The 26175-nt window shown below is 52.5% G+C and carries 20 protein-coding genes; 11 read left to right on the top strand and 9 right to left on the bottom strand.

From position 1 onward, the window contains the following. The first annotated feature begins 20 nt into the window (after positions 1-20). From BN2106_RS05325 to BN2106_RS05300, 6 genes are read left to right on the top strand one after another with little or no spacing between them, the layout of a single operon-like run. Complete coding sequence (locus BN2106_RS05325; RefSeq protein ID WP_050697518.1) at positions 21-1148, top strand: HpcH/HpaI aldolase/citrate lyase family protein; 1128 nt, start codon at positions 21-23, stop codon at positions 1146-1148. Then, positions 1145-2401, top strand: a complete 1257-nt coding sequence (locus tag BN2106_RS05320; RefSeq protein ID WP_050697517.1) for a phosphoribosyltransferase domain-containing protein — start codon at positions 1145-1147, stop codon at positions 2399-2401. Before BN2106_RS05325 ends, BN2106_RS05320 begins: the two co-directional genes overlap by 4 nt. Then, positions 2398-3507 carry a cysteine protease StiP family protein gene (locus BN2106_RS05315; RefSeq protein ID WP_050697516.1) on the top strand — a complete coding sequence of 370 codons (1110 nt, stop codon included), beginning with the start codon at positions 2398-2400 and terminating at the stop codon, positions 3505-3507. Before BN2106_RS05320 ends, BN2106_RS05315 begins: the two co-directional genes overlap by 4 nt. Next, entirely contained in the window at positions 3504-4289 is a 786-nt protein-coding gene (locus tag BN2106_RS05310; RefSeq protein ID WP_050697515.1) for a hypothetical protein, read from the top strand. The genes BN2106_RS05315 and BN2106_RS05310 overlap by 4 nt, the downstream gene beginning before the upstream one ends. Continuing rightward, the gene (locus BN2106_RS05305) at positions 4276-6990 is read left to right on the top strand and encodes a calcium-translocating P-type ATPase, PMCA-type (protein WP_050697514.1); all 2715 of its coding nucleotides are present in this window, start codon (positions 4276-4278) and stop codon (positions 6988-6990) included. The genes BN2106_RS05310 and BN2106_RS05305 overlap by 14 nt, the downstream gene beginning before the upstream one ends. 21 nt (positions 6991-7011) lie before the next feature. Continuing rightward, positions 7012-8352: a VWA domain-containing protein gene (locus BN2106_RS05300; RefSeq protein WP_050697513.1), complete on the top strand. Its 1341-nt coding sequence runs from the start codon at positions 7012-7014 to the stop codon at positions 8350-8352. Positions 8353-8452: 100 nt separating this feature from the next. On the opposite strand, the gene feoB is transcribed toward BN2106_RS05300, so the two are convergent. Both feoB and BN2106_RS05290 read right to left on the bottom strand, forming a co-directional pair. Beyond that, positions 8453-10600 (bottom strand): ferrous iron transport protein B, encoded by a 2148-nt coding sequence (feoB, locus tag BN2106_RS05295; protein ID WP_050697512.1) that lies wholly within the window; start codon positions 10598-10600, stop codon positions 8453-8455. Positions 10601-10684: 84 nt separating this feature from the next. Beyond that, positions 10685-10921 carry a FeoA family protein gene (locus BN2106_RS05290; RefSeq protein ID WP_050697511.1) on the bottom strand — a complete coding sequence of 79 codons (237 nt, stop codon included), beginning with the start codon at positions 10919-10921 and terminating at the stop codon, positions 10685-10687. Between the two features lie 103 nt (positions 10922-11024). Here BN2106_RS05290 and BN2106_RS05285 point away from each other — a divergent pair, with 103 nt between their 5' ends. The 4 genes from BN2106_RS05285 (at position 11025) to BN2106_RS05270 (ending at position 15236) form a co-directional block, all read left to right on the top strand. Beyond that, a complete protein-coding gene (locus tag BN2106_RS05285; protein ID WP_050697510.1) occupies positions 11025-11453 on the top strand; it encodes a metal-dependent transcriptional regulator in 429 nt (142 codons plus the stop codon). A 72-nt stretch (positions 11454-11525) separates the two neighbouring features. Further along, a complete protein-coding gene (locus tag BN2106_RS05280) occupies positions 11526-12137 on the top strand; it encodes an HAD family hydrolase (protein WP_050697509.1) in 612 nt (203 codons plus the stop codon). Between the two features lie 241 nt (positions 12138-12378). Further along, on the top strand, positions 12379-13836 hold the full coding sequence (locus tag BN2106_RS05275; RefSeq protein WP_050697508.1) for an MBOAT family O-acyltransferase: 1458 nt from the start codon (positions 12379-12381) through the stop codon (positions 13834-13836). A gap of 14 nt (positions 13837-13850) precedes the next feature. Then, the gene (locus tag BN2106_RS05270; protein ID WP_050697507.1) at positions 13851-15236 is read left to right on the top strand and encodes a DHHW family protein; all 1386 of its coding nucleotides are present in this window, start codon (positions 13851-13853) and stop codon (positions 15234-15236) included. A 182-nt stretch (positions 15237-15418) separates the two neighbouring features. Here the strand turns inward: BN2106_RS05270 and BN2106_RS05265 are convergent, their stop codons facing one another. The 4 genes from BN2106_RS05265 to BN2106_RS05245 form a co-directional block, all read right to left on the bottom strand. Continuing rightward, positions 15419-17995: an ABC transporter permease gene (locus tag BN2106_RS05265; protein WP_050697506.1), complete on the bottom strand. Its 2577-nt coding sequence runs from the start codon at positions 17993-17995 to the stop codon at positions 15419-15421. Between the two features lie 187 nt (positions 17996-18182). Further along, complete coding sequence (locus BN2106_RS05255; RefSeq protein ID WP_050697504.1) at positions 18183-18872, bottom strand: ABC transporter ATP-binding protein; 690 nt, start codon at positions 18870-18872, stop codon at positions 18183-18185. An 82-nt stretch (positions 18873-18954) separates the two neighbouring features. Continuing rightward, on the bottom strand, positions 18955-19944 hold the full coding sequence (locus BN2106_RS05250; RefSeq protein WP_050697503.1) for a sensor histidine kinase: 990 nt from the start codon (positions 19942-19944) through the stop codon (positions 18955-18957). After that, positions 19931-20617 carry a response regulator transcription factor gene (locus tag BN2106_RS05245; RefSeq protein WP_050697502.1) on the bottom strand — a complete coding sequence of 229 codons (687 nt, stop codon included), beginning with the start codon at positions 20615-20617 and terminating at the stop codon, positions 19931-19933. Before BN2106_RS05245 ends, BN2106_RS05250 begins: the two co-directional genes overlap by 14 nt. 377 nt (positions 20618-20994) lie before the next feature. On the opposite strand from BN2106_RS05245, the gene BN2106_RS05240 reads away from it, so the two are divergent. Then, entirely contained in the window at positions 20995-21729 is a 735-nt protein-coding gene (locus tag BN2106_RS05240; RefSeq protein ID WP_050697501.1) for an SGNH/GDSL hydrolase family protein, read from the top strand. Between the two features lie 69 nt (positions 21730-21798). Here BN2106_RS05240 and BN2106_RS05235 read toward each other — a convergent pair whose 3' ends face one another. The 3 genes from BN2106_RS05235 to BN2106_RS05225 form a co-directional block, all read right to left on the bottom strand. Beyond that, positions 21799-22815, bottom strand: coding sequence for a hypothetical protein (locus BN2106_RS05235; protein ID WP_050697500.1), 1017 nt, complete (start codon positions 22813-22815; stop codon positions 21799-21801). Between the two features lie 75 nt (positions 22816-22890). After that, complete coding sequence (locus BN2106_RS05230; protein ID WP_050697499.1) at positions 22891-24312, bottom strand: NAD(P)/FAD-dependent oxidoreductase; 1422 nt, start codon at positions 24310-24312, stop codon at positions 22891-22893. A gap of 402 nt (positions 24313-24714) precedes the next feature. Next, a complete protein-coding gene (locus BN2106_RS05225; RefSeq protein ID WP_242846250.1) occupies positions 24715-26109 on the bottom strand; it encodes an MATE family efflux transporter in 1395 nt (464 codons plus the stop codon). Positions 26110-26175: the final 66 nt, after the last annotated feature.

Genomic DNA, 26175 nt, shown 5'->3' with positions numbered 1-26175 from the left:
GGAGGAATCAAAATCAGCCCATGCAGTATTTTCAATTTTTAACGGAGGAAGAAAAGGCTTCCCTTTTCTTCCGCAACCCAAAAGCATTCAGCCGCGCTTCTTCCCGCGAGGAGCTGCGCCGCGCGTTAGGACCACTTTTGTATATGCCGTCCACAGGCACCCGCATTGCAGAAACCATCCTGTCCGGTAAAATCAAAGGGCTGGTTTCCGCGGCGATCTGTCTGGAGGACTCCGTGGGCGACGTGGACCGCGCTTTCTGCATCCATAATGTGATGGAGCAGGTGGACCAGATCGCGGCAGCCCTGAAGGACGGAACGATTTCACAGAATGACCTTCCCCTCCTGTTTATTCGCATCCGGGATTATGCCATGCTGGAAGAAATGCAGGACTTCTTGATCCGCCGGTCCGACGTGGTGACCGGTGTGATTCTGCCCAAGGTGACGGTCGCCAACCTGCGTGAATACCTGCCCCGGATTGAGGAAATCAACTGGCGCAGCGAACATACCGTCTATGCGCTGCCCATTCTGGAGTCAGAAGAAATCATTACCTCCACCCATCGCATGCGCCTGTTAAATACCCTGCGCGAGCGCATCGACCCATATTATTCCTACATTTTAAATATCCGGATCGGCGCAACCGATTTCAGCGGGCTGTTCGGGATCCGCCGGCAGCCGGAAACGCCCATTTACTCCATCGCCGCCGTCAGCGGCTGCATCGGAGACATTGTACGCACCTTCGGCCTGCGGGACCGCTACACCATCAGCGCGCCGGTCTGGGAATACTTTGGCGATCCGGGACAAACGCCGCTTCCCAAGGAAATTCAGGGCTTGCTGCAGGAGTGCTCGCTGGATTTACAGAACGGCCTGATGGGAAAAGCAGCTATTCACCCCACGCAGCTTCTTCCTATACAGGCGCTGCACGCCGTCCCGTACGAAGCATTTCAGGACGCTTCCGGAATCCTCGCGGAAAACAGCGCGAACAAGGGCGTCCTTTCCAGCGAGGCGGGAAACAAAATGAACGAGTTGAAACCGCATGAGCGCTGGGCGGTTAAAACATTGGCGCGCGCGCATATTTACGGCGTATACCGCAAAGATAAAACGTACGCCGATCTGATACAACTCGCTTATCACGGAGAAATGAACGTATGACCAAAACGTATTCCATTGCAAATGCCCTTCGACTCACTTTATCTTTTGACACCATCCGATTCGGGCTCGACCCGGACGCCTTATTTTTCCCGGCAGTTCGCCGGAACCAGAAACGCGGTTTTCTGTTCGTCAGCAAGGTGTTGGGAAAGCATCTGGCAATCAGGCCCGCTGTTCTGAGCGCGGCGGCAAAACTGCTGGCCTGTGCCGATACCGGCACCACGCCAGACACTCTGTACACAGACACAGTCAATCAAACCGCGGAACCCTCTTTTCCCTCTCTTTACCGTTCCGTCGTCTCCAGCCGGACAATTGTTCCGGAAAGCACGCTGTTGATCGGCTTTGCTGAAACGGCCACCGGACTGGCGCAGGCGGTCGCAGACTGCTTCGACGGAGATTTCTGCTATGCCTCCACCACCCGCATGGAGATCCCTGGAATGCGCTCCCTGCAATTCCAAGAGGTGCATTCCCACGCGTCAGAGCATTTTCTCTATCTGGACCGGATCGCCGATTTCATGAAGCGCTGCCGGCGCGTCGTTTTGATTGACGACGAGTTGACCACCGGGAATACCTCTTTGAATCTGATCCGGGAACTGCACCGGGTATATGGCATCCAAAAATATGCCATTTATACGCTCCTGGACTGGAGTACGCCGGAGCAGCGCCGGGAATTGGAGCGGGAACTGCACATTTCCATTGAGGTTATCTCTCTGGTCAAAGGACATATTTTAGAAGTAGAAAGTGCACAGCCGGATTTTGAACCGGAAGAATACAGCGATCATGCTGGGGCGGATTACCAGACCGTCCGTGCGGGCGCGCTGCTTTCCTGTCCTTCCGGCGCTTTTTCCCCCGGCCGTACTGCCTTTACCGGAATAGAACTGCACCGGCAAGCAACGTACAGCCAACTGCTTGCAACTGCCCTGCACCTCTCTCCGGAACGGACGCTGTTCCTCGGCACCGGAGAATGCATCTATGCGCCCATGCTGCTTGCGGGGTTCTGCGGCGGGCAGTCCTTCCATTCCACCACGCAAAGCCCCGTGATTCCGTTGGAAGGCTCCGCCATTGTAAGCGGCGCGCATTTTCACGCACCCGATTGCTACAGCGCAACCGGTTATGTATACAACATTCCAGCGGGCGCATTTCAACAGGCGGTCATCTTCTCAGAACAGGAGACGCAGCAGGCAGCCGGACTCCGGCAGCTTACCGCGTTTTTAAACAGCCGCGGCATCCGGAAAGTGACGGTGGTCAGCCTATGAACATTGGGTTACAGCCTCCCGGCAGCTTTCGTCCGGACGACGTGGTCCTTCTGTTAAAAGATGTGACCGGTCTGGTGGAAGAGCGGGACGTCGCGGTCCGGGAAAAGGAAATCCAGGCGGGCCGGCACTATTCCGAGAACCTGCCGATCGAGCAGGTCCCCAGCGAAGCATATCTCAAAGTTTTTCATGATCTGATGGAAACTGGCTGCCGCCGGGTCGCTCTGTATACCGGCGCGCTGACGCGTCTGGTTCTCTCCCAGTATCCCAATCCGGTTTTTATTTCACTGGTACGGGCCGGCGTTCCCTGCGGCGTATTGATGCGCCGTTATGCGCGCCGGGAGCTGGGACGCGATATTCCCCACTATGGGATCAGCATCATCCGCGGCAAGGGATTCGACCAAAATGCCCTGCGCGAGATTCTTAAACGGCATCCCAATTCCCAACTCATCTTTGTGGACGGCTGGACCGGCAAGGGCATGATCGCCACCCAGCTGCAAGAGTCCTGTGAAGCCTTTAACCGGGAAAACCACACGGATGTAAAGCCCATTCTCGCGGTGCTGGCAGACCCGGCGCACTGCACCGAGCTGTACGCCACGCGCGAAGATTTTATCAATCCCTCCTGCTGCCTGAACAGTACAATCTGCGGGCTCATCAGCCGTACCGTACACAATCCCTGCATCATCGGTGCAGACGAGTTTCACGGTGTTCGCGTGTACCGCGAGTTTACCGGGATCGACCTGACGCAATTTTATCTGGATTCCATCACGGCGCAATTTGTCCCTTTGCAGCAGGAAATACTTTCTCTGTACGAGCGGCGTTCTTCTGAAGACCGAACGCCGGATTGGTCCGGCATGCGGGCGGTCCGTCAAATCGGGGAAACCTTTGGTATTCACGACATCAACCGGATCAAGCCCAGCATCGGGGAAACGACGCGTGTTTTACTGCGGCGTGTTCCGGACCGTGTCCTGGTACAAAGTCTGAACCATCCCGACCTGGTCCATATTTGCCTGCTGGCACAGGAAAAGGGCGTTCCGGTTGTGGAATACCGTGACATGCCTTACCTGTGCTGCGGACTGATTTCCAACCAGAAAGGGGCGGACATATGATTTTCTGTGCCGATCTGGACGGAACCCTGCTGTTCTCTCAGCGCCGGATCCTGCCGGAACCGCCTGTTACCGCAGTCGAGTTCCGCTATGGGGAACCCTTCGGTTTTATGACCGCATGCGCCTACCAGAACCTGCGGGAAATTCAAAAGCGGTCCGTTTTTTTCATCAATACCCTGCGGGGCGAGGAACAGGCCAAGCGGGTGCAGTTTGTCGGAGACGGCGGCTGCGCCTATCTCAGCACACAGAACGGCCTGTACCTCTACCGGGATGGCGTTCTGGACCCGGTCTGGGCACAAAAGGTGGAACAGACGGTCCGCAGCCTCCCGCAGGACTTGTCCAGCGGGATTCAAACGGTCCTGCGCGAGCAGGGCGGCATTACATGCCTGTCTAAGCAATACGAGTATCTGGCGGTCTTTTTTGTGGACGCGGACGCGTTTGACGAAACTGTATACAAACAGCTGCAACATCATTTCGCCGCGCGCGGCTGGGAGTTTTACCGCCAGCGCAAAAAACTTTACCTCTCCCCCCTTGCGATTGACAAGGGGTCTGTTTTACAATATGCGCGCGCCTGCTGCGGGCAGGACCGGGCGGTTGGATTCGGTGATTCCTGGTTTGACCTGCCCATGCTGTCCCGCTGTGATGCGCGCTACTCTCTGTGCGGCTGCGAGCTGGACGGAATCGACTGGGGCTTTCCCATCACCTTTTCCCGCTCTCCCGCACAGGCGGGTACGGAAGAAATATTATCTGAAATTGTACAGGAGTTAAAAAATGTTAAAGCATGAATTGAAAGCATTGACCGAGCAAGAGGCCGAGGAAAGCCGGAAAAAGTACGGCAGCAATATGCTGACCCCACCGGAGCAAACCTCCTTCTGGGCCGCGCTGTGGGATAATTTCCGCGGCGACGCACTCATTCGCATCCTTACTGTAGCGCTCATCATCACATTGATTTTCGCTTTTCTGGGACTTGGCGACTGGCTGGAAGCCGTCGGCATCGCCATCGCCGTTGTCCTCGCCACCACGGTATCTACATACAGCGAGTATTCCAACAACCAGCTCTTTCAAAAGCTTCAGGACGAGTATTCCAGAATTGTATGCAAGGTTTTCCGCAAGCGGGAAGGCTCCGTGCAGGTATGCGACATCCAGACGGACAATATTGTCACCGGCGACTATGTCCTTTTGCAGGCGGGCGATAAAATTCCGGCGGATGGTGTGATCGTGGACGGGTTTATCAAAGTCAACCAGGCCAGCCTGAATGGCGAAAGCGAAGAGGCCTCCAAGCGTCCGGCGGACGAAGACTTTGTGTTCAACCCGGAGGAAATCGACTTCTTAAACGAGCACAAGCTCTACAGAGGCTCCGTTGTCACCAGCGGAGAGGCAATCATGCTGGTCAAATGTGTGGGTGACCAGTCGCAGTTCGGCCGTTTGGCGCAGGAACTGAAGGAAGAGGACGACCGCGAATCCCCGTTGAAGCTGAAGCTGGGCAAGGTCGCGGACGCGATCTCCAAATTCGGCTACATCGGCGGCACACTGATCGCCGTTGCGTTCATGATCAACTGCATCTTCTTTAACCCGACCCTGCTTCCCGGCGCGGAAACCTACCTTTCCGCCGCCAATCTGATGCAGATTTTCCGCGATCTGGTCTCCTCGATCACATTGGCCATCGTCATCATCGTGGTCGCTGTACCGGAGGGCCTGCCCATGATGATCGCACTGGTATCCGGCCTCAACATGAAAAAGCTCCTGAAGGATAATATTCTGATCCGTAAAATTGACGGTGCAGAGACGGCGGGCAGCCTGAATATCCTGTTCTCCGACAAAACCGGCACCATCACCAAGGGCGCCTTACAGGTCGTCAACTATTTCTCCGCGGAAGACAAGGAGTACAACAGCTTTAACGCCATTCCGGAGAAAATGCAGAAGATGCTGCTGGTCAACATCTGCGGAAACACCAATGCGGTTTGTTTGGTCAACAATGGCAAATTACAGGTCACCGGCGGCAATATTACGGAGCGCGCACTGCATGAGTTTGTCGGCGTACAGGGCACGCTGGATTACGAGGCGGCAAAGCTGGAAACCGGCGAATCCCTGATGTTCAACAGCGCCAACAAGTATTCCGCCAACGAGATCAAGGGGCCTTTCAACCGCGCTGTGATCAAGGGTGCGCCGGAAAAGCTCCTGAAGAACTGCAAGTATTATTACGATGAGAATATGGAGGTTCAGCCGCTGACCGACGCCATCCGCACCCGGCTGGACGAGCGTATGGCGGTACTCGCCAACAAGGCGATGCGCGTCCTCGCGTTTGCCACCTCCGCCAACCCGATCGGCGAGTACCTTCTGGAAGACCTGACGTTTGTCGGTATTGTCGGTATCCGCGACGAGCTTCGCCCGGAGGCGGTGGAAGCCATCCGCACGGCTAAAAAGGCCGGTATCCAGGTGGTCATGGTCACCGGCGACAAGAAGGAAACCGCCGCCGCCATTGCTCGCGACGCCAAGCTGATCGAAACCGGCGATGATATCGCATTGACCAGCGACGATTTGAACGCCATGAGCGATGACGAGTTGAAAAAGATCCTGCCCCGCCTGCGCGTGGTCGCCCGCGCGCTGCCGACGGACAAGAGCCGTCTGGTGCGCGTTTCTCAGGAACTCAATCTGGTGGTCGGCATGACCGGCGATGGCGTCAACGACGCACCCGCGCTCAAAAAAGCGGACGTCGGCTTTGCAATGGGCTCCGGCACGGAGGTCTCCAAGGAGGCCGCGGATATCACCATTCTGGACGACAACTTCAATTCCCTTGTCAAGACGGTTCTTTATGGCCGTACGATTTATAACAACATCCGCAAGTTCATCGTATTCCAGCTCACCATCAATGTCAGCGCCGTATTGATCGCCTTCATTGGCCCGTTCATCGGCCTTGGCACCCCCCTGTCCGTCACACAGATGCTCTGGGTCAATATCGTTATGGACACGCTGGCCGCTCTGGCACTCGGAGGAGAGCCGCCGCTCGCCCGGTATATGGACGAACGGCCCAAGCGCAGGGATGAATCCATTATCAGCAAGAACATGTGGTCTTCCGTTTTGACGGTTGGCGCATACCTGACCGCCGCAAGTCTGCTGTTTCTGCTGCATCCGTTCTTCCGCTCCCTGTTCCGCCTGGACGGGCCGGAAATCTACCCCGGCATGGATATGTACTTCATGACCGGATTCTTCTGCTTCTATGTGCTGAGCGCCATGTTTAACGGCTTCAACGCGCGCACGGATAAAGTCAACATCTTTGAACATATCGGCGAAAATCGCAACTTTATTTACGTCATGCTCCTGATCGCCGTGGTGCAGGTTTTGATGACCTTCATCGGCGGCCCTATCCTGCGCACCGCGCCGCTGACCATCTCCGAATGGGGCTGGGTCGTCCTTTTCTCCCTTGTGATTTTGCCGATCGGCACCCTTCGCAAACTGATCTTTCCCATGAGGGAAAAACACCAGTAAAGAAAGAGAGGCTTTGCAGGCATGCTTGAAATGAAACGGGGCCAAAAGGATTCCATCTCTAAGCTGTGCGGCGGTCTTTCTCTGACGGTAGAACTCTTTCACAAGTCCCCTATGGAAATCGACTGCTCCTGCTTTGGCCTGGATGCCGCCGGAAAACTGGCAGACGACCAATATTTTATCTTCTACAACCACAAGGAATCCCCGGAGCAGGCAGTCTGTCTGCTCCCTCCAGCGTTGGACGGCGCCGTACGGTTTGCCGTTCAGCTGGATAAGCTCCCGGCCAAAATCGACCGCCTGTCCTTTACTTGCGCCATTGACGGCGTCAACTGCATGCGGGAGCTGACGCAGGGCTTTGTGCGGCTGAAAGCCGGAGAAACCGAATGCGCGCGGTACCGTTACAGCGGCGCGGAATTCGCCGGCGAGCGTGCGCTGGTCATCTGTGAGCTCTACCGGAAAAACGGCGATTGGCGCATAAACGCGGTGGGACGCGGTTTTAACGGCGGGCTTAAGGCGCTGATCGAAAGCTACGGCGGCATTGTGACGCGGGAGGCCCGTTCCCCGGCTCCAGCCGCTCCGGTTGCCGCTCCTTCGGGCGACGTTACCGTCACCAGCCTGATTCCGCCGGACGTCGTCAAGCGGATGAACGAACTGACGGAGCGCGCGAAACGAGAAAATGACTACCTGCTGCCACTGTACCGCAGCCTCTATGCGGGTATCAACCTGCTGCCGCAGTCCGTCAGCCAGCCCGTCCGTGTGGTGATGGCGGCGGACAACTCCGGTTCTATGTTTGACATGTACCGCAACGGGCGCGTGCAGCGCATCATCGATAAATTCTTCGCCTTCGCGTCTGTCCTGCATCCCTCCTGCAGCATGGATTTCTGGGCGTTTGCGGCAAAAAGCCGCCAGTTTGAGCCTGTCACCATGGACAACGTCCGCACCTACTCCTTTGATACCGGCGGCGGATTTGAACGCTGGATGAGCATGCTGAACTACCAGTACAACAACGAACCGGAAGCGATGCGGGATATCATGATGATTTACGGCGGCAGAAACGCGCCGACCGTCGTTCTGTTTCTCACCGACGGCCGTCTCAGCTCCGATTGGGAGATTGAGGAAATTCTGATCAAGACTTCCCGCTATCCGATCTTCTGGCAGTTTGTCGGCGTCCACGGTGAGGAATACGGCATTCTGGAGCATCTGGAGGAAATTGACGGCCGCCACTGCAACAACGCCAGCTTCTTCCGTGTCAACGACATCGACGATATTACGGACAGCGCTTTATACAGCCGTCTGCTGGTCGCCATGTGCAACTGGATGGAGGAGGCCTCACGCAAGCGGCTGTGGGAGCAACAAACCTCATAAAAACGGGGCGCATTTACAAAAAACAGCATACAAAAGCGTTCCTGACGGCCAGACTGCCGGTCAGGAACGCTTTTTTCGTTTTGCACGATATTTCCGTCTTTTACACGAGTCCAAACAGCCGGGCAGCGCTTGCCACCAGGAAGCAGACGATAATTCCGATCCCTGTGGGAACCGCGAAGGAGATCAGTGTCCATTTCAGGCTTTGCGTCTCCTTTTTGATGGTCATACAGGTCGTCGAACAAGGCCAGTGCATCAGGGAAAACAGCATCGTGCAAACGGCGGTCAGCCAGGTCCAGCCGTTGTTGACCAGCAGCGTATGCAGCTGCGTCAGGTCGCTCATGTCGGTCAGACTTCCCGTTGCCATGTAAGCCATGATGATGATGGGAACGACGATTTCATTTGCCGGGAAGCCCAGTATAAAGGCCAGCAGGATCACGCCGTCCAAACCAATCAGCTGCGCAAAGGGGTCCAGAAACGCGGCGCAATGCGCAAGCAGGCTGGCATCCCCCACAAATACATTTGCCATCACCCAGATGATCAGTCCGGCGGGCGCGGCCACTGCCGCCGCTCTTCCCAAAACAAACAGCGTCCGGTCAAAGATGGAACGGACGATCACCTTTCCAATTTGCGGACGGCGGTAGGGCGGCAGCTCCAGGGTAAAGGAAGAGGGGACGCCCTTCAGGATGGTTGCCGACAGCAGCCGGGACACCAGGAACGTCATTACAATGCCTAGTACGATCACGCCCGTCAGGATCAGGGTGGAGAGGAAGGAAGCGCCCATTCCTGCCGTACCGATAAAAAACATGGTGATGATGGCAATCAATGTGGGGTACCTGCCGTTGCAGGGAACAAAGTTGTTGGTGATCATGGCGATAAGCCGTTCCCGCGGGGAATCTATAATTCGGCACCCGACGATCCCTGCTGCATTGCAGCCGAAGCCCATACACATAGTCAGCGCCTGTTTTCCGCAGGCACGCGCCTTTTTAAAATACTTATCCAAATTAAACGCCACACGCGGCAGGTAGCCCAGGTCTTCCAGCAGGGTAAAGAGCGGGAAGAAAATCGCCATTGGCGGCAGCATAACAGACACCACCCACGCCAGCACACGGTAGACGCCCTCCACCAGCATACTGCGCAGCCAGACCGGCGCGCCCATCATAACAAACAGATCCATCAAACGGTCCTGAATCCAGAACAGGCCGTCGGAGAGCAGCTGCGAGGGATAGTTGGCCCCCGTGATGGTCAACCAGAATATGATTCCCAGCAACAGCAGCATAATGGGAAACCCGGTCCATTTGCTGGTCAGGATGCGGTCAATCTTCCGATCCCGAATCTCCCGCTTGGTGCGTTCATGATGTACCACGTCGTTGCAGATATCCTCCGCGGTGAGGACGATGCACGAAACAATCTTGTCTCGCAATTCCTCCAGGGAGATGCCTCGGCTTTGCATGATTTGCTTTGCTTCCTCCAGCTTTTCCTGGACCAACGCGTCTCCGGTGACATCAAAGCCAAGCGATTCGTTCAACGCATGAATCAGCGACGCATCGTAGTCCAACAGCTTGAGTGCCAGCCAGCGTGCGTTGACGGTTTCTCCGCAGACGGTTTCCACCGCGGGCTGCAGGGTGGCAATCGCATCTTCAATGGGTCGGATGTACCGGATTTGGATGGTCTCTCCTTTTTCCTCTTCGTCCAACCGGTCACAGACCGCCTGCATCAGTTCATCCAGTCCTTTTCCGCTTCTCGCCGCCGCGGGAATCACCGGCACTCCCAGCCGTTGCGCCACCTGATCCAGATCGAGCCGAATGCCTTTGCGTTCCGCCTCATCCATCAGGTTGACGCACACCACGACGTTGGGCGTAATCTCAACCGTTTGCAGCACAAGATTCATGTTGCGTTCCAGGCAGGTGGCGTCGCACACCACAACTACCGCGTCGGGATTTCCAAAGCAGACAAAGTCGCGTGCAACCTCCTCCTCCGCGGAATGCGCCATCAGGGAATAGCAGCCGGGGATATCCACCATGACAAAATGCCTGTCATTGTATGTACAATATCCCTGCGCGTTGGTGACGGTCTTTCCGGGCCAGTTTCCTGTATGTTGATTCATTCCTGTCAATGCATTAAACACCGTGCTCTTTCCCACGTTTGGGTTCCCGGCAAGGGCAATCACTTTATCGTCCTCGGTCTGTTTTTTGACGACCAATCCCATATCCACCGCTTTAATTCCTGTTGAACCGCTGGTCAATCCCAAATGAATCACCTCTATCTAAAAATATGGGAAGCGAAACGCATTGCGCCCCGCCTCCCGGCTGTAAAAACAAATATCAACGACGGTTTAGCGGCAGGCGACAAGAACGTTGGCAGAATCTTCGGAGCGCAGAGCAATCAGTGCGCCGCGGATCATGTAAGCCACCGGATCTCCCGCCGGGCTCTTCTGTACGCATTCCACTTCGGTTCCTTCGATCAGGCCGATATCCTGCAACCTTCTGCGCATGCTTCCGTTGGACAGCAAGGTGGATACGCGTGCGCGCTCCCCTTCTTTCAGGCTGGTAAGAGAATATATCTGATTCATAAAAATGATCTCCTCAAAATAAGTATTTAGGACGGGGAAACTTTCTTTCCTGCTGCTAATATATGCGATATGGGACGATGTGTTCCCCATGGGAGGGCTGAGAATGAGCAGTTTTTCGGATTTTCACACGCAAAAGGGCTACGAGCTGGCAGCACAGAACCAGCTGACCGCCGCCATGGAGGATTACCTGGAAATGATCTGCCGCCTGTGCGAGGACGAGGGGTACACCCGCGTCCATTTATTGGCGCAGCATTTAAATGTAAAGCCCTCCTCTGCCTCCAAAATGTCGGACCATTTAAAAGAGCTCGGTCTTGTAGACGCGGAAAAATACGGCTGCATCAGCCCCACAGAAACGGGTCTGGCGCTCGGCAAATATCTGCTGTACCGCCACAGCCTGCTCAACCGCTTTTTATGCCTGCTGAACCATACAGAAAGCGAACTGGAACAGGTGGAGCGCATCGAGCATTTTATTGACGAACGCACCATACGGAACATCGCTGTTCTGGTGGAGCAGTTGGAAGCCGGTAAATAGAGATTTTCCCTTTCTTTTTCCGAAGAGGAACGGTATAATGGAGACAATCCGCAATGTGAAAGGAGAATCTTCATGATACGCAATATCGTTTTTGATATGGGAAATGTTTTGATTGACTACCAGCCGCTGTCCTACGCAAAACAGTTTTTTTCAGACGAATCGGAGGTACAGCTGGTTTACAGGGAACTTTTTTCAGGCCCTGAATGGTTAAAGCTGGACGAAGGAATCATGGAACCGGAAGATGCCATCGCAAGCGTGTGCACACGGCTGCCGAAGGCCATGCATTCCGCCGCAAAAGAGCTGTTCCTGCACTGGTTTGACTTTATAGAACCGATTCAGGGGATGAATGAGCTGGCCCGCAGGCTGAAGCATGCCGGGTATGCCATCTACATCCTCTCCAATGCAGCTTACAGCTTTCACCTGTATGAAAAGCGGATTCCCATTTTTTCGCTGTTGGACGGCTGTATCGTTTCGGCGGACGAAAAGATCGTCAAGCCCTCGCCTGCCATTTACCAGCTACTGTGCAGCCGCTATCATCTACGGCCTGAGGAATGTTATTTTATAGACGACAGGCTGGAGAACGTTCAGGCGGCGCAGCAATGCGGGATGTCTGGTTACTGTTATCAAATGGACACGGAACGCCTGACCGCCGCGCTTTTGGAAGCAGGCGTTGCCTTTAAATAAAACAAAATGGAACGAAGCTGCAAGAGCGTGCGGCATCGTTCCATTTTTATTTGATAAATGTGTGTTCGCAGTGTTCTAATTGGTCAAAAGTATGATAGAATAACAAACGGACTCCATTGCATCCTGGTTTCGGAAAATATTTGTATTTTTCACTCGGAGCGTCCGTCTTTTTGCAAGTTTCAGGCGTCTATTCTTGTGTTATCCATAGATTCCATTTCATAATAAGTTGAGGTTTGCGTACATGGTCTTTTCCAATTTGTTCTTTCTGTTTGTGTTCCTGCCGCTCAATCTGCTTTGCTACACGCTGGTAAAATCCACCCGGGCTAAAAACATTGTCATGCTGATTTTTTCCCTGTTCTTCTACGCCTGGGGAGAACCGGTTTATGTACTGCTGCTCGTCGGCATGGCGTTTGCCGACTGGCTGTTTTCTCTGGCCATTCAGCGAAACCGCGGCCGGCCCGCGGCAAAACTGGCGCTGATCGGCGCGCTGGTGGTCAGTCTTGGTCTGCTGGGCACTTTTAAGTATACGGGATTTTTTGCGGATATGCTGCACCAGCTCACTGGATTTCCCCCGACGATTCCACAGATTGCCCTGCCCATCGGCATTTCCTTCTACACCTTCCAGTTGATTTCCTATGTGGTGGACGTTTACCGCGGCGAGGTGGACGCACAGGACAAATTCTGGCTCCTGCTGATGTACGTCAGTCTGTTCCACCAATGTATCGCGGGCCCAATCGTACGGTATCAGGACGTCAACCGGGAGATATTGAACCGCTCCGCAAGCCGGGAGGAAATCAACCGGGGCGTCAGCCGCTTCTGTACCGGCCTCGCCAAGAAGGCGCTGCTGGCCAATACCTGCGGCTTCCTGGCCGACACCCTGCTGCTCTCTGACGCGGCAGCTTCCAGTGCGGCTTCTCTGGCACAGAACGCCGCTGTCTTGCAGGCGCGTCCCGTCCTTTCTCTGTGGCTGGGCGTACTCGCCTTCATGCTGCAAATTTATCTGGATTTTTCCGCTTATTCCGATATGGCGATCGGTATGGGACTGATGATCGGCTTTCACTACAAAGAAAACTTTGACTACCCCTACTTATCCCGTTCCGTGTCCGAATTCTGGCGGCGCTGGCACATTTCCCTCGGCTCTTTTTTCCGGGACTACGTGTATATTCCGTTGGGCGGCAACCGGCAGGGCGTTCCCCGTACGATTGCCAACCTGTTCATTGTCTGGTTCCTGACCGGGCTTTGGCATGGGGCAAGTTGGAACTTTGTGCTGTGGGGACTGTATTTCTTCGTCTTCATCGCCATTGAGAGGCTTTTTCTGCAAAAATTCCTGGACCGCATCCCGGCGGTTTTTTCCCATATTTATCTGTTGGTCGTTGTGTTTTTCGGCTGGGCGATTTTCCGCTTTAAACAGCCGGTTCTGTTCTTTACCGTTCTCGGCGGAATGTTTGGAATGAACGGAAATCCTCTGTCCAACTTTGAATCCGGTACCATTTTCCTGAACTATCTGTTCTTCCTGGTCGCCGCGCTCATCGCTTCCACCCCTGCGGTGAAATATCTGGGGGAACATTTATCCAGCCGTCTTCCCACTGCCAGGACATATAACTTTGTGCAGATTTTTGTACCGCCGGTTCTGCTGTTGCTTTCCACCGCCGCACTGGTGGGCAACAGCTACAATCCGTTCCTGTATTTTCAGTTTTAAAAGAGAGGCTATCCATGAAACATCAACCAAAAATCATGCGCCGGAAACGGCAAAAAAACTTTCAGGCGGAACGCATCATCGCTTTTCTGCTGACGCTGGCCGTGTTCTTTGTCACTTCCTTTATTTTGCCGCTCCGCCCCTCCTATTCCGACTTTGAAAAACGCGATCTGACGCAGTTCCCGGCATTCAGCGTTCAATCCCTGTTTGACGGCAGTTATTTCAGCAACATCGACCTGTGGTTTTCCGATACATTCCCCTTCCGGGATACCTTTATTACCGCGAACAGTTATATCAAGCAGCTTTATGGCATCCAGCCTGTGCAGGTCAGCGGCAACGTCGAAGAGGGAGACGTTATTCCGTCCGCACCTGCCAATCCGCCCTCTGCGCCGGAAAGCTCCGTTTCTGAGACGCCTTCCAGCGAACCGCCCGCCGAATCAGAACCGTCTTCCTCCGGTTCCTCTGAAACGCCGCCTCCTGCACCGGAGATTGACGTGACCGGCGAGGTGACGCAGAGCCTGGGCGCGGTATTGATTGTGGGAGACAGCGGCTATGAATATTACAATTTCAACCGTGAAACCGCCGATCAATACATCGGCCTGCTCAACCGGGCCGCACAGAAACTGGACGGTACAGCCAAAGTTTATGACATGGTCGTTCCCACCAGCATGGACATTATATTGCCTGAAAGCTTCCGCCAGGGGCTCAACACCTCTTCCCAAAAGGACGCCATTCAGTATATGTATGGCTCTCTTTCTCCGCAGGTACACAGCGTCAACGTGTATGATATTTTAAAGGCGCACGCGGATGAGTATATCTATTACCGGACCGACCACCATTGGACCGCCCTGGGCGCCTACTATGCATACAGCGAATTTGCCAAGCAGACCGGTTTTACGCCGCTGGAGCTTTCCCAATACGAAGCGAAGGATTTCCCCGGTTTCTTAGGCGCTTTTTACTCGGATACCAAAAAGAATCCGGCACTCACCAAAAATCCGGATACCGTAACAGCCTACGTCCCTCCGGGGGATATTTCCATGACCTTTACGGATAAAAAGGGAACCGAGTACGATTGGCCGTTGATTTCCGATGTTTCCAGCTGGGCCGCCTCTTCCAAATACAGCACCTTTATCGGCGGAGACAATCCCTATACGATTATTAAAAATGCGGATCTCACAGACGGGTCCTCCTGCCTGATCATCAAGGAATCCTACGGAAACGCATTCGTTCCGTTCCTTGCGTCGCAGTATCAGACGGTTCATGTCATCGATTACCGCTATTGGAAAGGAAGTATTCCGGACTTTGTGAAAGCGCAGGGCATTCAAAACGTCCTGTTCCTGAATAACGTTTCCGCCACCAGAAACGCTTCTCTGGTCGGCAAAATGGACAGCTTAATTGGATAAGCTGAGTAGCAGGGACTGGATCGTAATTGGCGGTATATACAAAAAAGGCTTAACAGACAATTCCCCTCCCTCGCCTTTGGCGAGGGAGGGGAATTGCGCGTATACTGCCAAAATTTTCCGCAAAACGTCCAGGATAATATAGGCCTCTGCAATAAAAATTCTTTTGAAAAATCCACTTTACGTCAGGTCATATCGTCCCGAAGCGCGTCAATAATATTTTCCTTTTTGATTTTATGAATGGCATACAACATGGTAATAAATACGATAAAAAGCACACTGAATACACTGATTGCCATACTGCCCCACGGGAATAGATAGGTAAAGTCGTCAAGTTGTTCAACACTTACAATTACTTTGTAAATCAACCATGAAAAGATTCCCGCGATAGGAAGTCCAAATAGCAGCGTCCTCATCCCATAGAAGGCGCACTCAAAATTCATCATTTTATTGAACGAGCGGTCGGACATTCCCACAGAGCGAAGCATGGCAAATTCCCGCCTGCGCAGCTTGATATTCGTAGAAATTGTGTTAAACACATTGGCAACCGCAATCAATGAAATCATAATGACAAAGATATAGGTAAACACATCGATCACAAAGGTTATGCTGCGGTTTTGCTCCAACGTTGCATGTACATTGTAGATGGTATATGCGGACGTACTCCCCTCATCCTGAATGATCGCTTCCATTTCCGTCTCCGATTGCGAAGGGGTTTTCGACCGGAAGGACAGGCCGATTGTCGTATGGACGTCTGGCGTTTGAAAACGATCTATCAGTGAATAGGGCGCCACCACCATAAAAATGAGTGGATCCTTCTCAGATTTGAGTGTTTCCTTCGGGGGCGGATCGATCGGATACGTGTCCACAAAGGTAAAACTGACGCTTTGCCCCTGTTCCGTCATTGCTCCGCCACCTGTTTGGGGAGCGATATGGAAGGTCCCGGAACGCTGCGCGAACAGGTCGAACACTTCGCTCGGCCCGTCCATCCCGGTTATCCGCTTTTTGGCAACGGCAGGCAGCTTCGCATTTTGTCCGGTATATTCCTCCGCAGGCAAGTTTAACTCCTTGAGAAAGCGCAGATATGCGCTGTCTTCAATAAACTGAAGATCGATGGACAGCGGAACGGTTTCACCCGGCACATCATATCCCGCATATTCCCGGTAGCGATCTGAAAGATCGTCCGCACTCACCGTGCAGGAATATGCTAAAACCGCCTGGTACGTGCTCTCATAAATCCCTCCTGCGGTTTTTAGCCTGTCGTAGAGCGGCAGCGCTTCGCTGACGTCCATATCTTCTGCATAAAAAAGAAGGTCGTAGTCGATATCCATAATCATTCTCTCTGAAAGCCGTTCTAACGTTGTTCCAAAGGCGCTTCCTGAAACAAACAGCACAACACTTAGTGTAAGGGACAATACGATGCTGCGGTAGCGTTTTTTATTTCTTTTAAAATTCTTTAGCGCAAGAACCCCTTCTAGGCCATAGATGCGCTGCGCAAGCTTGGACGTCTTTACCGCTTTTGGCTCAACTTTGATTTCATTGGTCTGGCGAATACACTCCATTACAGGCGTTTTTGCGGCTTTTCTGGCTGGAATATAGGCTGAAATCAAGATGGTCACTAAGCTGACCACCGCAGCTGCAACAATCGCCGGAGGAAATACCGATAAAGTTAAAGGCACGGCGGTGGGAACAATGTTGCCAAAATTTCCGGCAACAAGCGGGATGACAAGCCCGGTACTGCCTATTCCAACCAGCACGCCAATGGGAATGCCCACCGCACCGATGCAAAGCCCCTCAAAAAGCACCGAATTCCGCAGTTGTTTTGCTGTGGCGCCCACCGATGAGAGGATGCCAAACTGACGCATACGTTCATTCATTGAAATGTTAAACGAATTATAAATCAGAAAGACCGAACCGATCATGATGATGGCGACCAGGATGCCGCCAACCACATACAAAAACGTGTTAAACAGCTGATCGTCCGAAATCCCCATGAAGCGCAGCACATTGTTATTCAGGATATACGTCCCCGCTTCGGCAATCCCATTTGCGTAAGTCTTTACCTGACGCGGGTTATGCAGTGTGACAAACAGGCTGAAGCTGTCCGTCTGTTTTCCTGCATCTGCTCTGGTAATTAAGGTATATCCCGGCGCGGAGTGCTCCTCGAAACCAGGCCTTTCACAGATCCCTACAACCGTATAGGTTTTCTCCTCTTCCGGCACAAGCGATTCTTCCCCGGAGCGGTAAGGGTCATGTTGATTGAGCGTCTTATTTTCGTCCATGCGGTTTCCCACTGCAAGAGAAAGTGGATCCCCTACTTTGAATCGAACGCCGCTTTTGATTGCCAAATGGGAAGGGACCAGAACTTCTTCACTGTTGGCTGGCAATCTGCCGGAGATCAGGGTTACGGGCAACGTATCAAACGTTTTGTCGTTGAACCCGGCGAGAAAAAGATAGGGCTTTTCGGGACTTTTTCCGCCGTCAAGCATAGCGTAGCCGATATTCTCAAACGACGCGGCGCCCGCAACCGCATCGTCTTGTATTTGTTCCTGAACGACAGAGGCATCCACATCCAAAAAGGCCACATGCCAGCCGCCATATTTTGCAATGGAACCGTTCACCAGAAAGTTCAGCAAAGAAGTACCAAAGGTAGCGACAGCTGTGATCATCGCTGCGGATAAAACCACTCCGATGATTGTAACAATGGTCCGGGTCCGGTTTCTCTTCATGCTTTGCAGGGTCACTTTATGAAAAATGTTCATGGCCGCACCTCCGCGCTCCGCACAGCGCTGCCATCCGAAAGAAAAGCCGCAGGGGCATCATATGTGACAATCAGAAAGTTAACAACCGCCGCAATGATAGAGACCGAGAGAAGGATTCCAGCCACCGTTACGACCGTTTGTGTGCGGCTGTTTCTTATGTTTTGCAGAATCATATGCCGGAAGCTGCTCATGGCTGTGCCACCTGCCTCTCATCCCGTACCACTTTTCCATCCGCGATTGTGATAATACGGTCTGCCTGCAGGGCAATGTTTTCGTCATGGGTGACAAGGAGCAGGGTCTGCCCATACTTTTGATTGCTTTCTTTCAATAATCGGATGATTTCCTGTCCGTTGTGGCTGTCTAAACTGCCGGTGGGTTCATCTGCCAGCATAACCGCCGGTGCGTTCATCAACGCGCGCCCAATCGCGACGCGCTGCTGCTGTCCACCTGAAAGCTGATTGGGTAAATGTGTTCTGCGCTCTTTCAGACCCAGCAAATCCAACAGGTCATTCAGCCGTTCCTCATTGACCTTCCGCTTGTCCATCAAAATCGGCAGGGTGATATTCTCTACCACATTCAACGTCGGAATGAGGTTGTGGAACTGGTAAATCAGTCCGACCTGCCGTCTGCGAAAAACAGCCAGTTTTTCATTGTTTTGGGCATACACATCCTGCCCATCCAAATACACCTTACCGCCCGTCGGTACATCCACGCCGCCGACCATATGAAGCAAAGTGGACTTGCCGGAACCGGAAGAACCGATGATTGCGGTAAATTCCCCCTTTTCGATGGTCAGCGAAACACGGTCAAGCGCGGTCACTCTGTTTTCGCCCTTACCATAGATCTTACATAAATTTTCAATTCGTAAAAGCTCCATTATATGAGCTCCTTTCTTGATGGATTACCTATATAATAGAGCATCCCGCTTACAACCCGGTGACATTCAGGTGAGAGATTTGTCACTTTGGAAAACGGATGGCGAACAGCGCGCCGCCTTTGGGGTGATTTTTTGCGGTGATTGTCCCTCCCTGCCGGACAATAATTTTCTTGCAGAGGGCCAGTCCAATCCCGTATCCCGTCGCATTTGCGCTTTTCCCCCGGTAGAATCTGTTAAACAGGTTGGGGTAATCTTCTTTGTCAAACCCTGCGCCATTGTCATGGATCGCAATTTCGGTAAACAATGGGTTATCCGTACAGACCATCTCAATCCGCCCGTTATCGCCCGTACTTTCCATACAGTTTTTCAGGATATTCTGAATTGCCTCCGAAAGCCAGCTGAAATCGCCGAAAATCTCTATTCCTACCGGCACCTCTATCTGTACGTCAACGTTGTGTAATTCCATGGGAATCAAAAGCGGACGCAGGGCAGCGCGCAACAGGTTATTTACATTGACCCGTTCTCTTTGGAACACCACGATGCCCGCATCCAGGCGCGAGAGCTTCAGCAAAGAGGTCAGCAGCCAATCCATCCGCACTAGCAATGCCTCTGTTTCCCGCAAAAAAGCTTTCCGCTCGTTTTCGTCAGGCGTATTCTCCAGCAAGGACAGGATCAGATTCGCGGACGTGAGGGGCGTGCGGAGCTGATGGGCAATATCGGCCAGCGAGTCGGCAAGGTGTTCTTTTTCTTTTTTCAGCGCGTCGTTCTGCTCCCGGATTCGCAGCGTCATCTTGGTAATTTCACTGTTCAGAATGGAAAGTTCGCCCTCATCTGATTCGCCGATATACAGACGGTCGGCATAATGAAGCACCAGATCGATTTGATTGGAAATGCGTGCAATGCTTTGATACCGGGCTCTGGTAAACACAAAAAATGCTGTGCCGAAGGCGGCGGCAGAAGCAAGGGCAAGCATTCCCGCCGCTGCATGAATGACAAAACCCAATGTGATTGAGACAGCCGCTATCAGGATGAACCAAACGGCAAATTGCCGAACTTCCTTATTTCGAAGCATACCCGTCCCCCAATCGATATCCCGTACCGCGAACCGTCCGTATGATTTGCGGGTTTGCCGGGTTGTCCTCAATCTTTTCCCGAAGCCGTTTGATGTACACGGTCAACGTATTGTCATTGACAAATTCGCCCGCTGCGTCCCACAATTCGTCAAGCAGCCTGCTCCTGGTGATAATGCTTTTGGGATTGTTGACAAACACCAAAAGCAGGCGGTATTCCAACGGTGAAAGAAACACCTCATCGCCATTTTTTTTCACAACGCCGCTTGCAGTATCGACCTGAAGCCCAAAAATTTCAAAAGCCGATCCGGAATGCCCGCTTTTCCGCAGCGCGCTTCCGATTCTCGCAATCAATTCGCGCGGACGAAAAGGCTTGGTGATGTAGTCGTCCGCCCCCATGTTCAGCCCGGTCACAACGCTGGATTCATCGCCGGAAGCGGTCAAAAAGATCACGGGAATATTCCTGGCTGCTTTGATCTCCGTGCAGACCGTAAAGCCATTTCCATCCGGCAGGGAAATATCCACCAATGCCAGATCAAATGGATTGTCAGCAAGCGCGGCAAGCGCTTCACCGCGCGTGTGGGCATGGATGACGGTAAATCCTTCCGAGCGGAGCAGCAGGATTAGATTCTTGGCAATCGCCTGATCGTCTTCAACCAAGAAAATTCGTTTCATGTATCCTCACGATCCTTTTCTGTTTTTATTTTCCACCATGTGCCCCCCTGCAGCGCCCGGCTGTTCACTTCCTGTATCTGCCCGGCAAACCAACGAAACAGGGGGCTTCTCTAGGATTGCTGTATCCTTCACATATAACATCTTCATAGCTCTATTATATTTTTTATTATTAAAATGTACAAGCGGAGGCTCAAAATAAATGATATAGACTGTTTGAACCGCCGTTTGTTGATTCATTTTACATTTTTTATGTATGTTTTCCCTAAGAAAACATAGAATAATGTTAACAAGATAATAATTTTCTTCTGTATATATTGACATTATCGCAATCATAATATATAGTATTAAAAACTAGATAAATTACGGAGGTGTCAAGTATGGCAGATACAGCCTGCATTTATGGGGATTCCGTGGCAAAAGGTGTCATCCTCGACAACATCAAAAATAAATACACGCTCTTGAAGGACAGCTTTGTCAACCGGCTGCAAAGCGGGTTTGAAATCGCGGTAACCAACTATTCCAAATTCGGCTGCACCGTTTCCAAGGGGTTGGAGCTTTTAAAAAAACATCTAAGCAGCGTTTCCAAATACGACTACATTGTGCTGGAGTTTGGCGGCAATGACTGCGATTTTGACTGGGCGGAGGTCGCAAAGGATCCTGCCGTGCCGCACCTCTGCAAAACGCCGCTTGAAGAATTCGAACGCTCTTACACGGAAATGATCCGCACCATCCGCACAAACGGCGGGCATCCGGTACTCCTTTCCCTTCCTCCCATCGACGCACAGCGGTACTTCGACTGGATTTCCCAGGGACTGGACGCTGGCCGTATTTTACAGTTTCTGGGAGACAAGGAACACATCTACCGCTGGCACGAGATGTACAATATGGCGGTTTGCCGCATCGCGCAGACGGAAAATGTACCGCTGATTGACATTACCACCCGTTTTTTGGAAATGGTAAACTATCAATCCTGCATCTGCGACGACGGAATTCATCCCAACGAAAAAGGGCATGCGATCATCGCAAAGGCCATTGAGGACTTTATTGCGGAGCAAGAAGAAAACAATGTCGTACACATCCACGCCGCATCCAAAACATTGGCATGTGGATAACCCTCAAATACGAGAGACTCCCTCTTTCTTGCATAAAGGGCAGGCACCCAAGAAGTGCCTGCCCTTTGTTTATGATTTTTGAAATATCTCGTTTTCAATTCGTGCGGAAACGTCTCTGAGCGCCTCCTCGCTGATACGCGACAAATGCGTCTGCTGGAACCGGTCGTATAATTCTTTTGCCAGCCGGAGCTTCTCCGTGGCCTTTGCCACCTCCGCCTTATAGCCTTTTGCAAAATCCACCAGAGCCGCCGCATTTGCTTCATCTGTGCCGGGCGTTACCGCCGCCTCATAGATATCGATTACTTCGTCCGTGGGAAGAGACGGGAAATATTCATGCGGGGATGTGCTGTCAAACAGGCAGAAATCCAGTTCTCTCAACACGATCATATCCAGGCTCTGCGGATCGAACGCACAGTGGTAGATTTCTACGCGGAAGCCCGCTTCCACCGCTTTTTGCGCGATCTTTTTCAGGAAAGTTGACTTGCCGGTACCTGGGCGGCCCTTGATGAAATACCGTTTGCCCAAACATTGGGTGATGTTGGCAATGTGGTCAAAGGCGCCGTTGATCGTTGCCGCACCGAAAAAGCGATGGACCTCTGTGCCCTGCTTTTCCAATCGCTGATCCCCAATCAGGCGGTCAATGGTTTTCTCGGTCAACTGGTTGGCTGCTGCAAAGTCCATCTGATCAATATACACCTTTTCCCACGCGTCATGTACCTTCAATGCCGCGCGGAAAAATTGGTGGGATTGTTCCAGTGCCTCCAAAACCTGCTTGATATTGTGATCCTCCAACAGGTTCAGGGCATTGTATTCCCGGTAAGACGGAATGTTGATGACGCCGGCAGAAAGTTCCGGCACAACAATGCCCTCCAAAGAGTTGTCCAAGCAGTTGTGGATGCACTCTACATCCAGCTTTTCTTCCTCCGCCCGGCTGCAGATCCCGCTCAACAGATTTGCCAGCAGTGCCGGAGGATACGCATGCAGCTGTACCGTATGCTGCAGCGGCTGAAAATTGGAGTCGTAAAAGTTCACCGCTCCGCGTGAACTGTTTGTATCCACAAAATAATGCAACACTTGATTTCGCATAAAAATCCCCTTTCCCTATCAACAGGCAGCGTTTCCACTTCCTATTATATTGCGGGAAAGGGGATTTCATGCTTCTTATTTGTTCATTTTCGCGGCGATATCCCGTGCCACTACAACGCCGGTCACAGAAGCCTGCATCAGGCCGCGCGTGATGCCCGCGCCGTCCCCAATGGCGTACAACTGGTCAATCTCCGTCTCAAAATTATTTTTAACCGCAACTTTGGAGGAGTAGAACTTTACCTCCACGCCATAGAGCAGCGTATTTTTAGAATACAGCCCGGGCGCAAGCTTGTCGAACGCCCGCAGGGACTCGACAATACTGGTCAGATGGCGGTGCGGCAGCACAAAGGAGAGATCGCCCGGCACCGCGTTTTTCAGTGTCGGCACCGTGGTGGATTTTTTCAGGCGGCCCAGATCGGTACGGCGGCCCAAAAGCAGGTCGCCCAGGCGCTGCACCATGATACCGCCGCCCGTCAGCATGTTGCCAAGCTGCGCGATATAGCGGCCGTATTCGATCGGCTGGTTGAACGGCTCCGTAAAGGTTGTGGATACCAGCATAGCAAAGTTGGTGTTCTCCGTGCGCTTGTCCTCATCCGCGTAGGAGTGTCCGTTAACCACCGCAATGCCGCCCTCCGGCGTGTCGTAGTGTTCCTCGCTGACGATACCGCCCGGATTCATACAGAAGGTGCGCACCTTGTTCTCAAAGGTATCAGAGTAATAGACCAGCTTCGCCTCATAGAGATTTTTTGTCAGATGATCCATCACCGCATTGGGAACCTCCACGCGGACGCCGATATCCACCGCGTTGTTCGTGGTGGACAGTCCATTCTGCTGCGCGATTCCATGCAGCCACTCCGCGCCGCCGCGGCCCGGCGCCGCAATCACATACGGGGCGCGCACCAGCGTGCGTTCCCCCTTTCGATTGACCAGCCATGCTCCCTGTGCCTTACCATCCTCCACCAGGATGGTATCCGCCGTGGTATGCTCCATAAAGGTGAAGTTGGGGCAGGCAGAAAGATAATCGTACATGGCGCGCAGAACCTCAAACGAATACTCCGTCCCCATATGGCGGACCGGACAGGGAATCAGTTTGATATTTTCTTTATGCGCCTGATAGGAAACCTGCTCGGCAAATTTATTGCTTTTTCCATAGATTTTTTTTGGCGCTCCGAATTGCAGATAAATTTCATCCGCGTACTGGATCAATGCGCGCACTTCGTCTACCGGCAGGTAATCCGTTACGTTCCCGCCAACCTCCTCACAGAGGGAAAGCTTGCCGTCCGAGAATGCGCCGGCGCCGGCCCAACCGTTCATAATGCTGCACGTTTTACAGTGGGCGCACTGCCCGCTTGTGCGCGCCGGACAGGCGCGGTGATCGATGCTGCTGCCGGAATCCACCACCAGGACTTTCTTTTCCGGCGCCAGTTTATTCATTTCCAACGCGGTAAAGATACCGGCCGGACCCGCTCCAATGACAATCAGGTCATAATCATACATAACTGATAATCCTCATTTCTTATCGTCGTAGGTTTCAGGCAAAACAATCGTATTATACCATGCTTTTTGGTCCTGTCAAGCTTTTTAAGCGCAATTTTACAAAAAATCAATGAAAGTTAAATATTTTATTACACAATTTACCATTTCCGTAAAAGAGCTGTGCTGTCTCCAAACTGGCAAAACACGCAACAAATTGAATAGGGCGCGTTGCAAAATGAATTTGCGATGGCAACTTGCACAAAGGAACCGATGGTAACAAAAGAAACCGCCGTTGAAAATGGCCTTTTACGACCAGATTCAACGGCGGTTTGATACAGCTTTTTTCCAATGGGCCGTTCTGCAACAGGCCCAATTTTACCCTTTCAATCTTTATTAAAATAAGCGTTGTAACACAAGCCACAGCTAGGGTTCCATTTGGTTCTGCAGTGTTTGCAGCGGCTGGTTTTTAGCCAGAATCCTTCGGAATTCACACAGGAACACCACGCCCGTTGCAGATGCCGCCAGAAAATCAGCGATCGGCTCCGCGATAAAAACGCCCAGAACCGGATTGGCAAAGAATTGCGGCAGAATCAGGATCAGTGGAATCAGCAAAATGACCTTGCGCAGCAGCGCGAGAAACAGCGATGTCTTCGCCTGCCCAATGGATACAAACGTCTGCTGGCAGGAAGATTGAATCCCCAGCATAAATCCTGCCGCCATGTAAATACGCAGTGCCCAGGACGTAAATTCCGCCAGCTCCGATTCCGGCGTGAACAGCCGCACAAACACATGCGGAAACAGCATCAATGCGATCCAGAAGGCGGTGGAAAAAAACAGACAGCAATTAAAAAGCAAATGGAATACCTTTTTTACGCGGTCGTTTTTCTTTGCGCCAAAATTAAAACTGGCGATCGGCTGCGCACCCTGCGCAAGCCCCATCAGCGGCATGAAAGCCACCTGCATGACGCTGCTGCAAATGGTCATAGCGCCCACCGCTAAGTCTCCGCCATAGCGCTGCAAGGAAGAATTTAACACGATGTTGACCGCACTCTCTGTTCCCTGCATGATAAACGGAGACAGTCCCAACGCCAATACCGGCAAAATAACCTTTGCTTCCAGCTTCAAATACTTTTTGCGAATGCGCAAGATCGTTCGCTTGCCGAACAGAAAGCGCAGCACCCAAATGGAAGAAACCGCCTGCGAGAGAATTGTCGCAAACGCCGCGCCCTGCACGCCCATCCCAAACACAAAAATGAAGATTGGGTCAAGGACAATATTTAATACCGCGCCGATTACGACCGTCATCATACTGGTTTTGGCAAAGCCCTGCGTAGTAATAAAGCTATTCAGCCCCAAGGCCATCTGTACAAAAATGGTCCCGCTGACATAGATCGTCATATAATCCATCGCATAGGGCAGCGTGTCGCCGCTTGCGCCGAACATCAGCAGAAGCGGCCTTTGAAACAGCAGAAAGACAGCTGTCAGAACAATGGAAATACCGATCAGGCTGACAAAGCAGTTGCTCATGATTTTTTCCGCTCCGTCGTTGTCCCCCTCTCCCATTTTAATGGAGGCGCGCGGCCCGCCGCCCATGCCGATCAGAGAGCTGAATGCCGCGATCAGCATGATGATCGGGAATGTGACGCCCACGCCCGTCAGGGCCTTTGCACCAATCTCCGGGATATGCCCAATATAGATGCGGTCTACAATATTGTACAGCGCATTGATGATCTGCGCCGTGATGGCAGGAAGCGCCAGTTTAAATAGTAAGCTGCCAATCCGGTCCTCACCCAGGTTGTTTGCTGTTTTTTGTGCCAAGAAAAGCATCTCCTTTATTTCTTCAATTGCATCAAACGATCTTTAAATGTTCCACTCTTGAGCGTA

The organism is Anaeromassilibacillus senegalensis (assembly GCF_001261775.1).
GTDB lineage: Bacteria > Bacillota > Clostridia > Oscillospirales > Acutalibacteraceae > Anaeromassilibacillus > Anaeromassilibacillus senegalensis.
The sequence above is the reverse complement of the archived record's forward strand: the minus strand, read 5'-3'. Positions and strand labels throughout refer to the sequence as shown.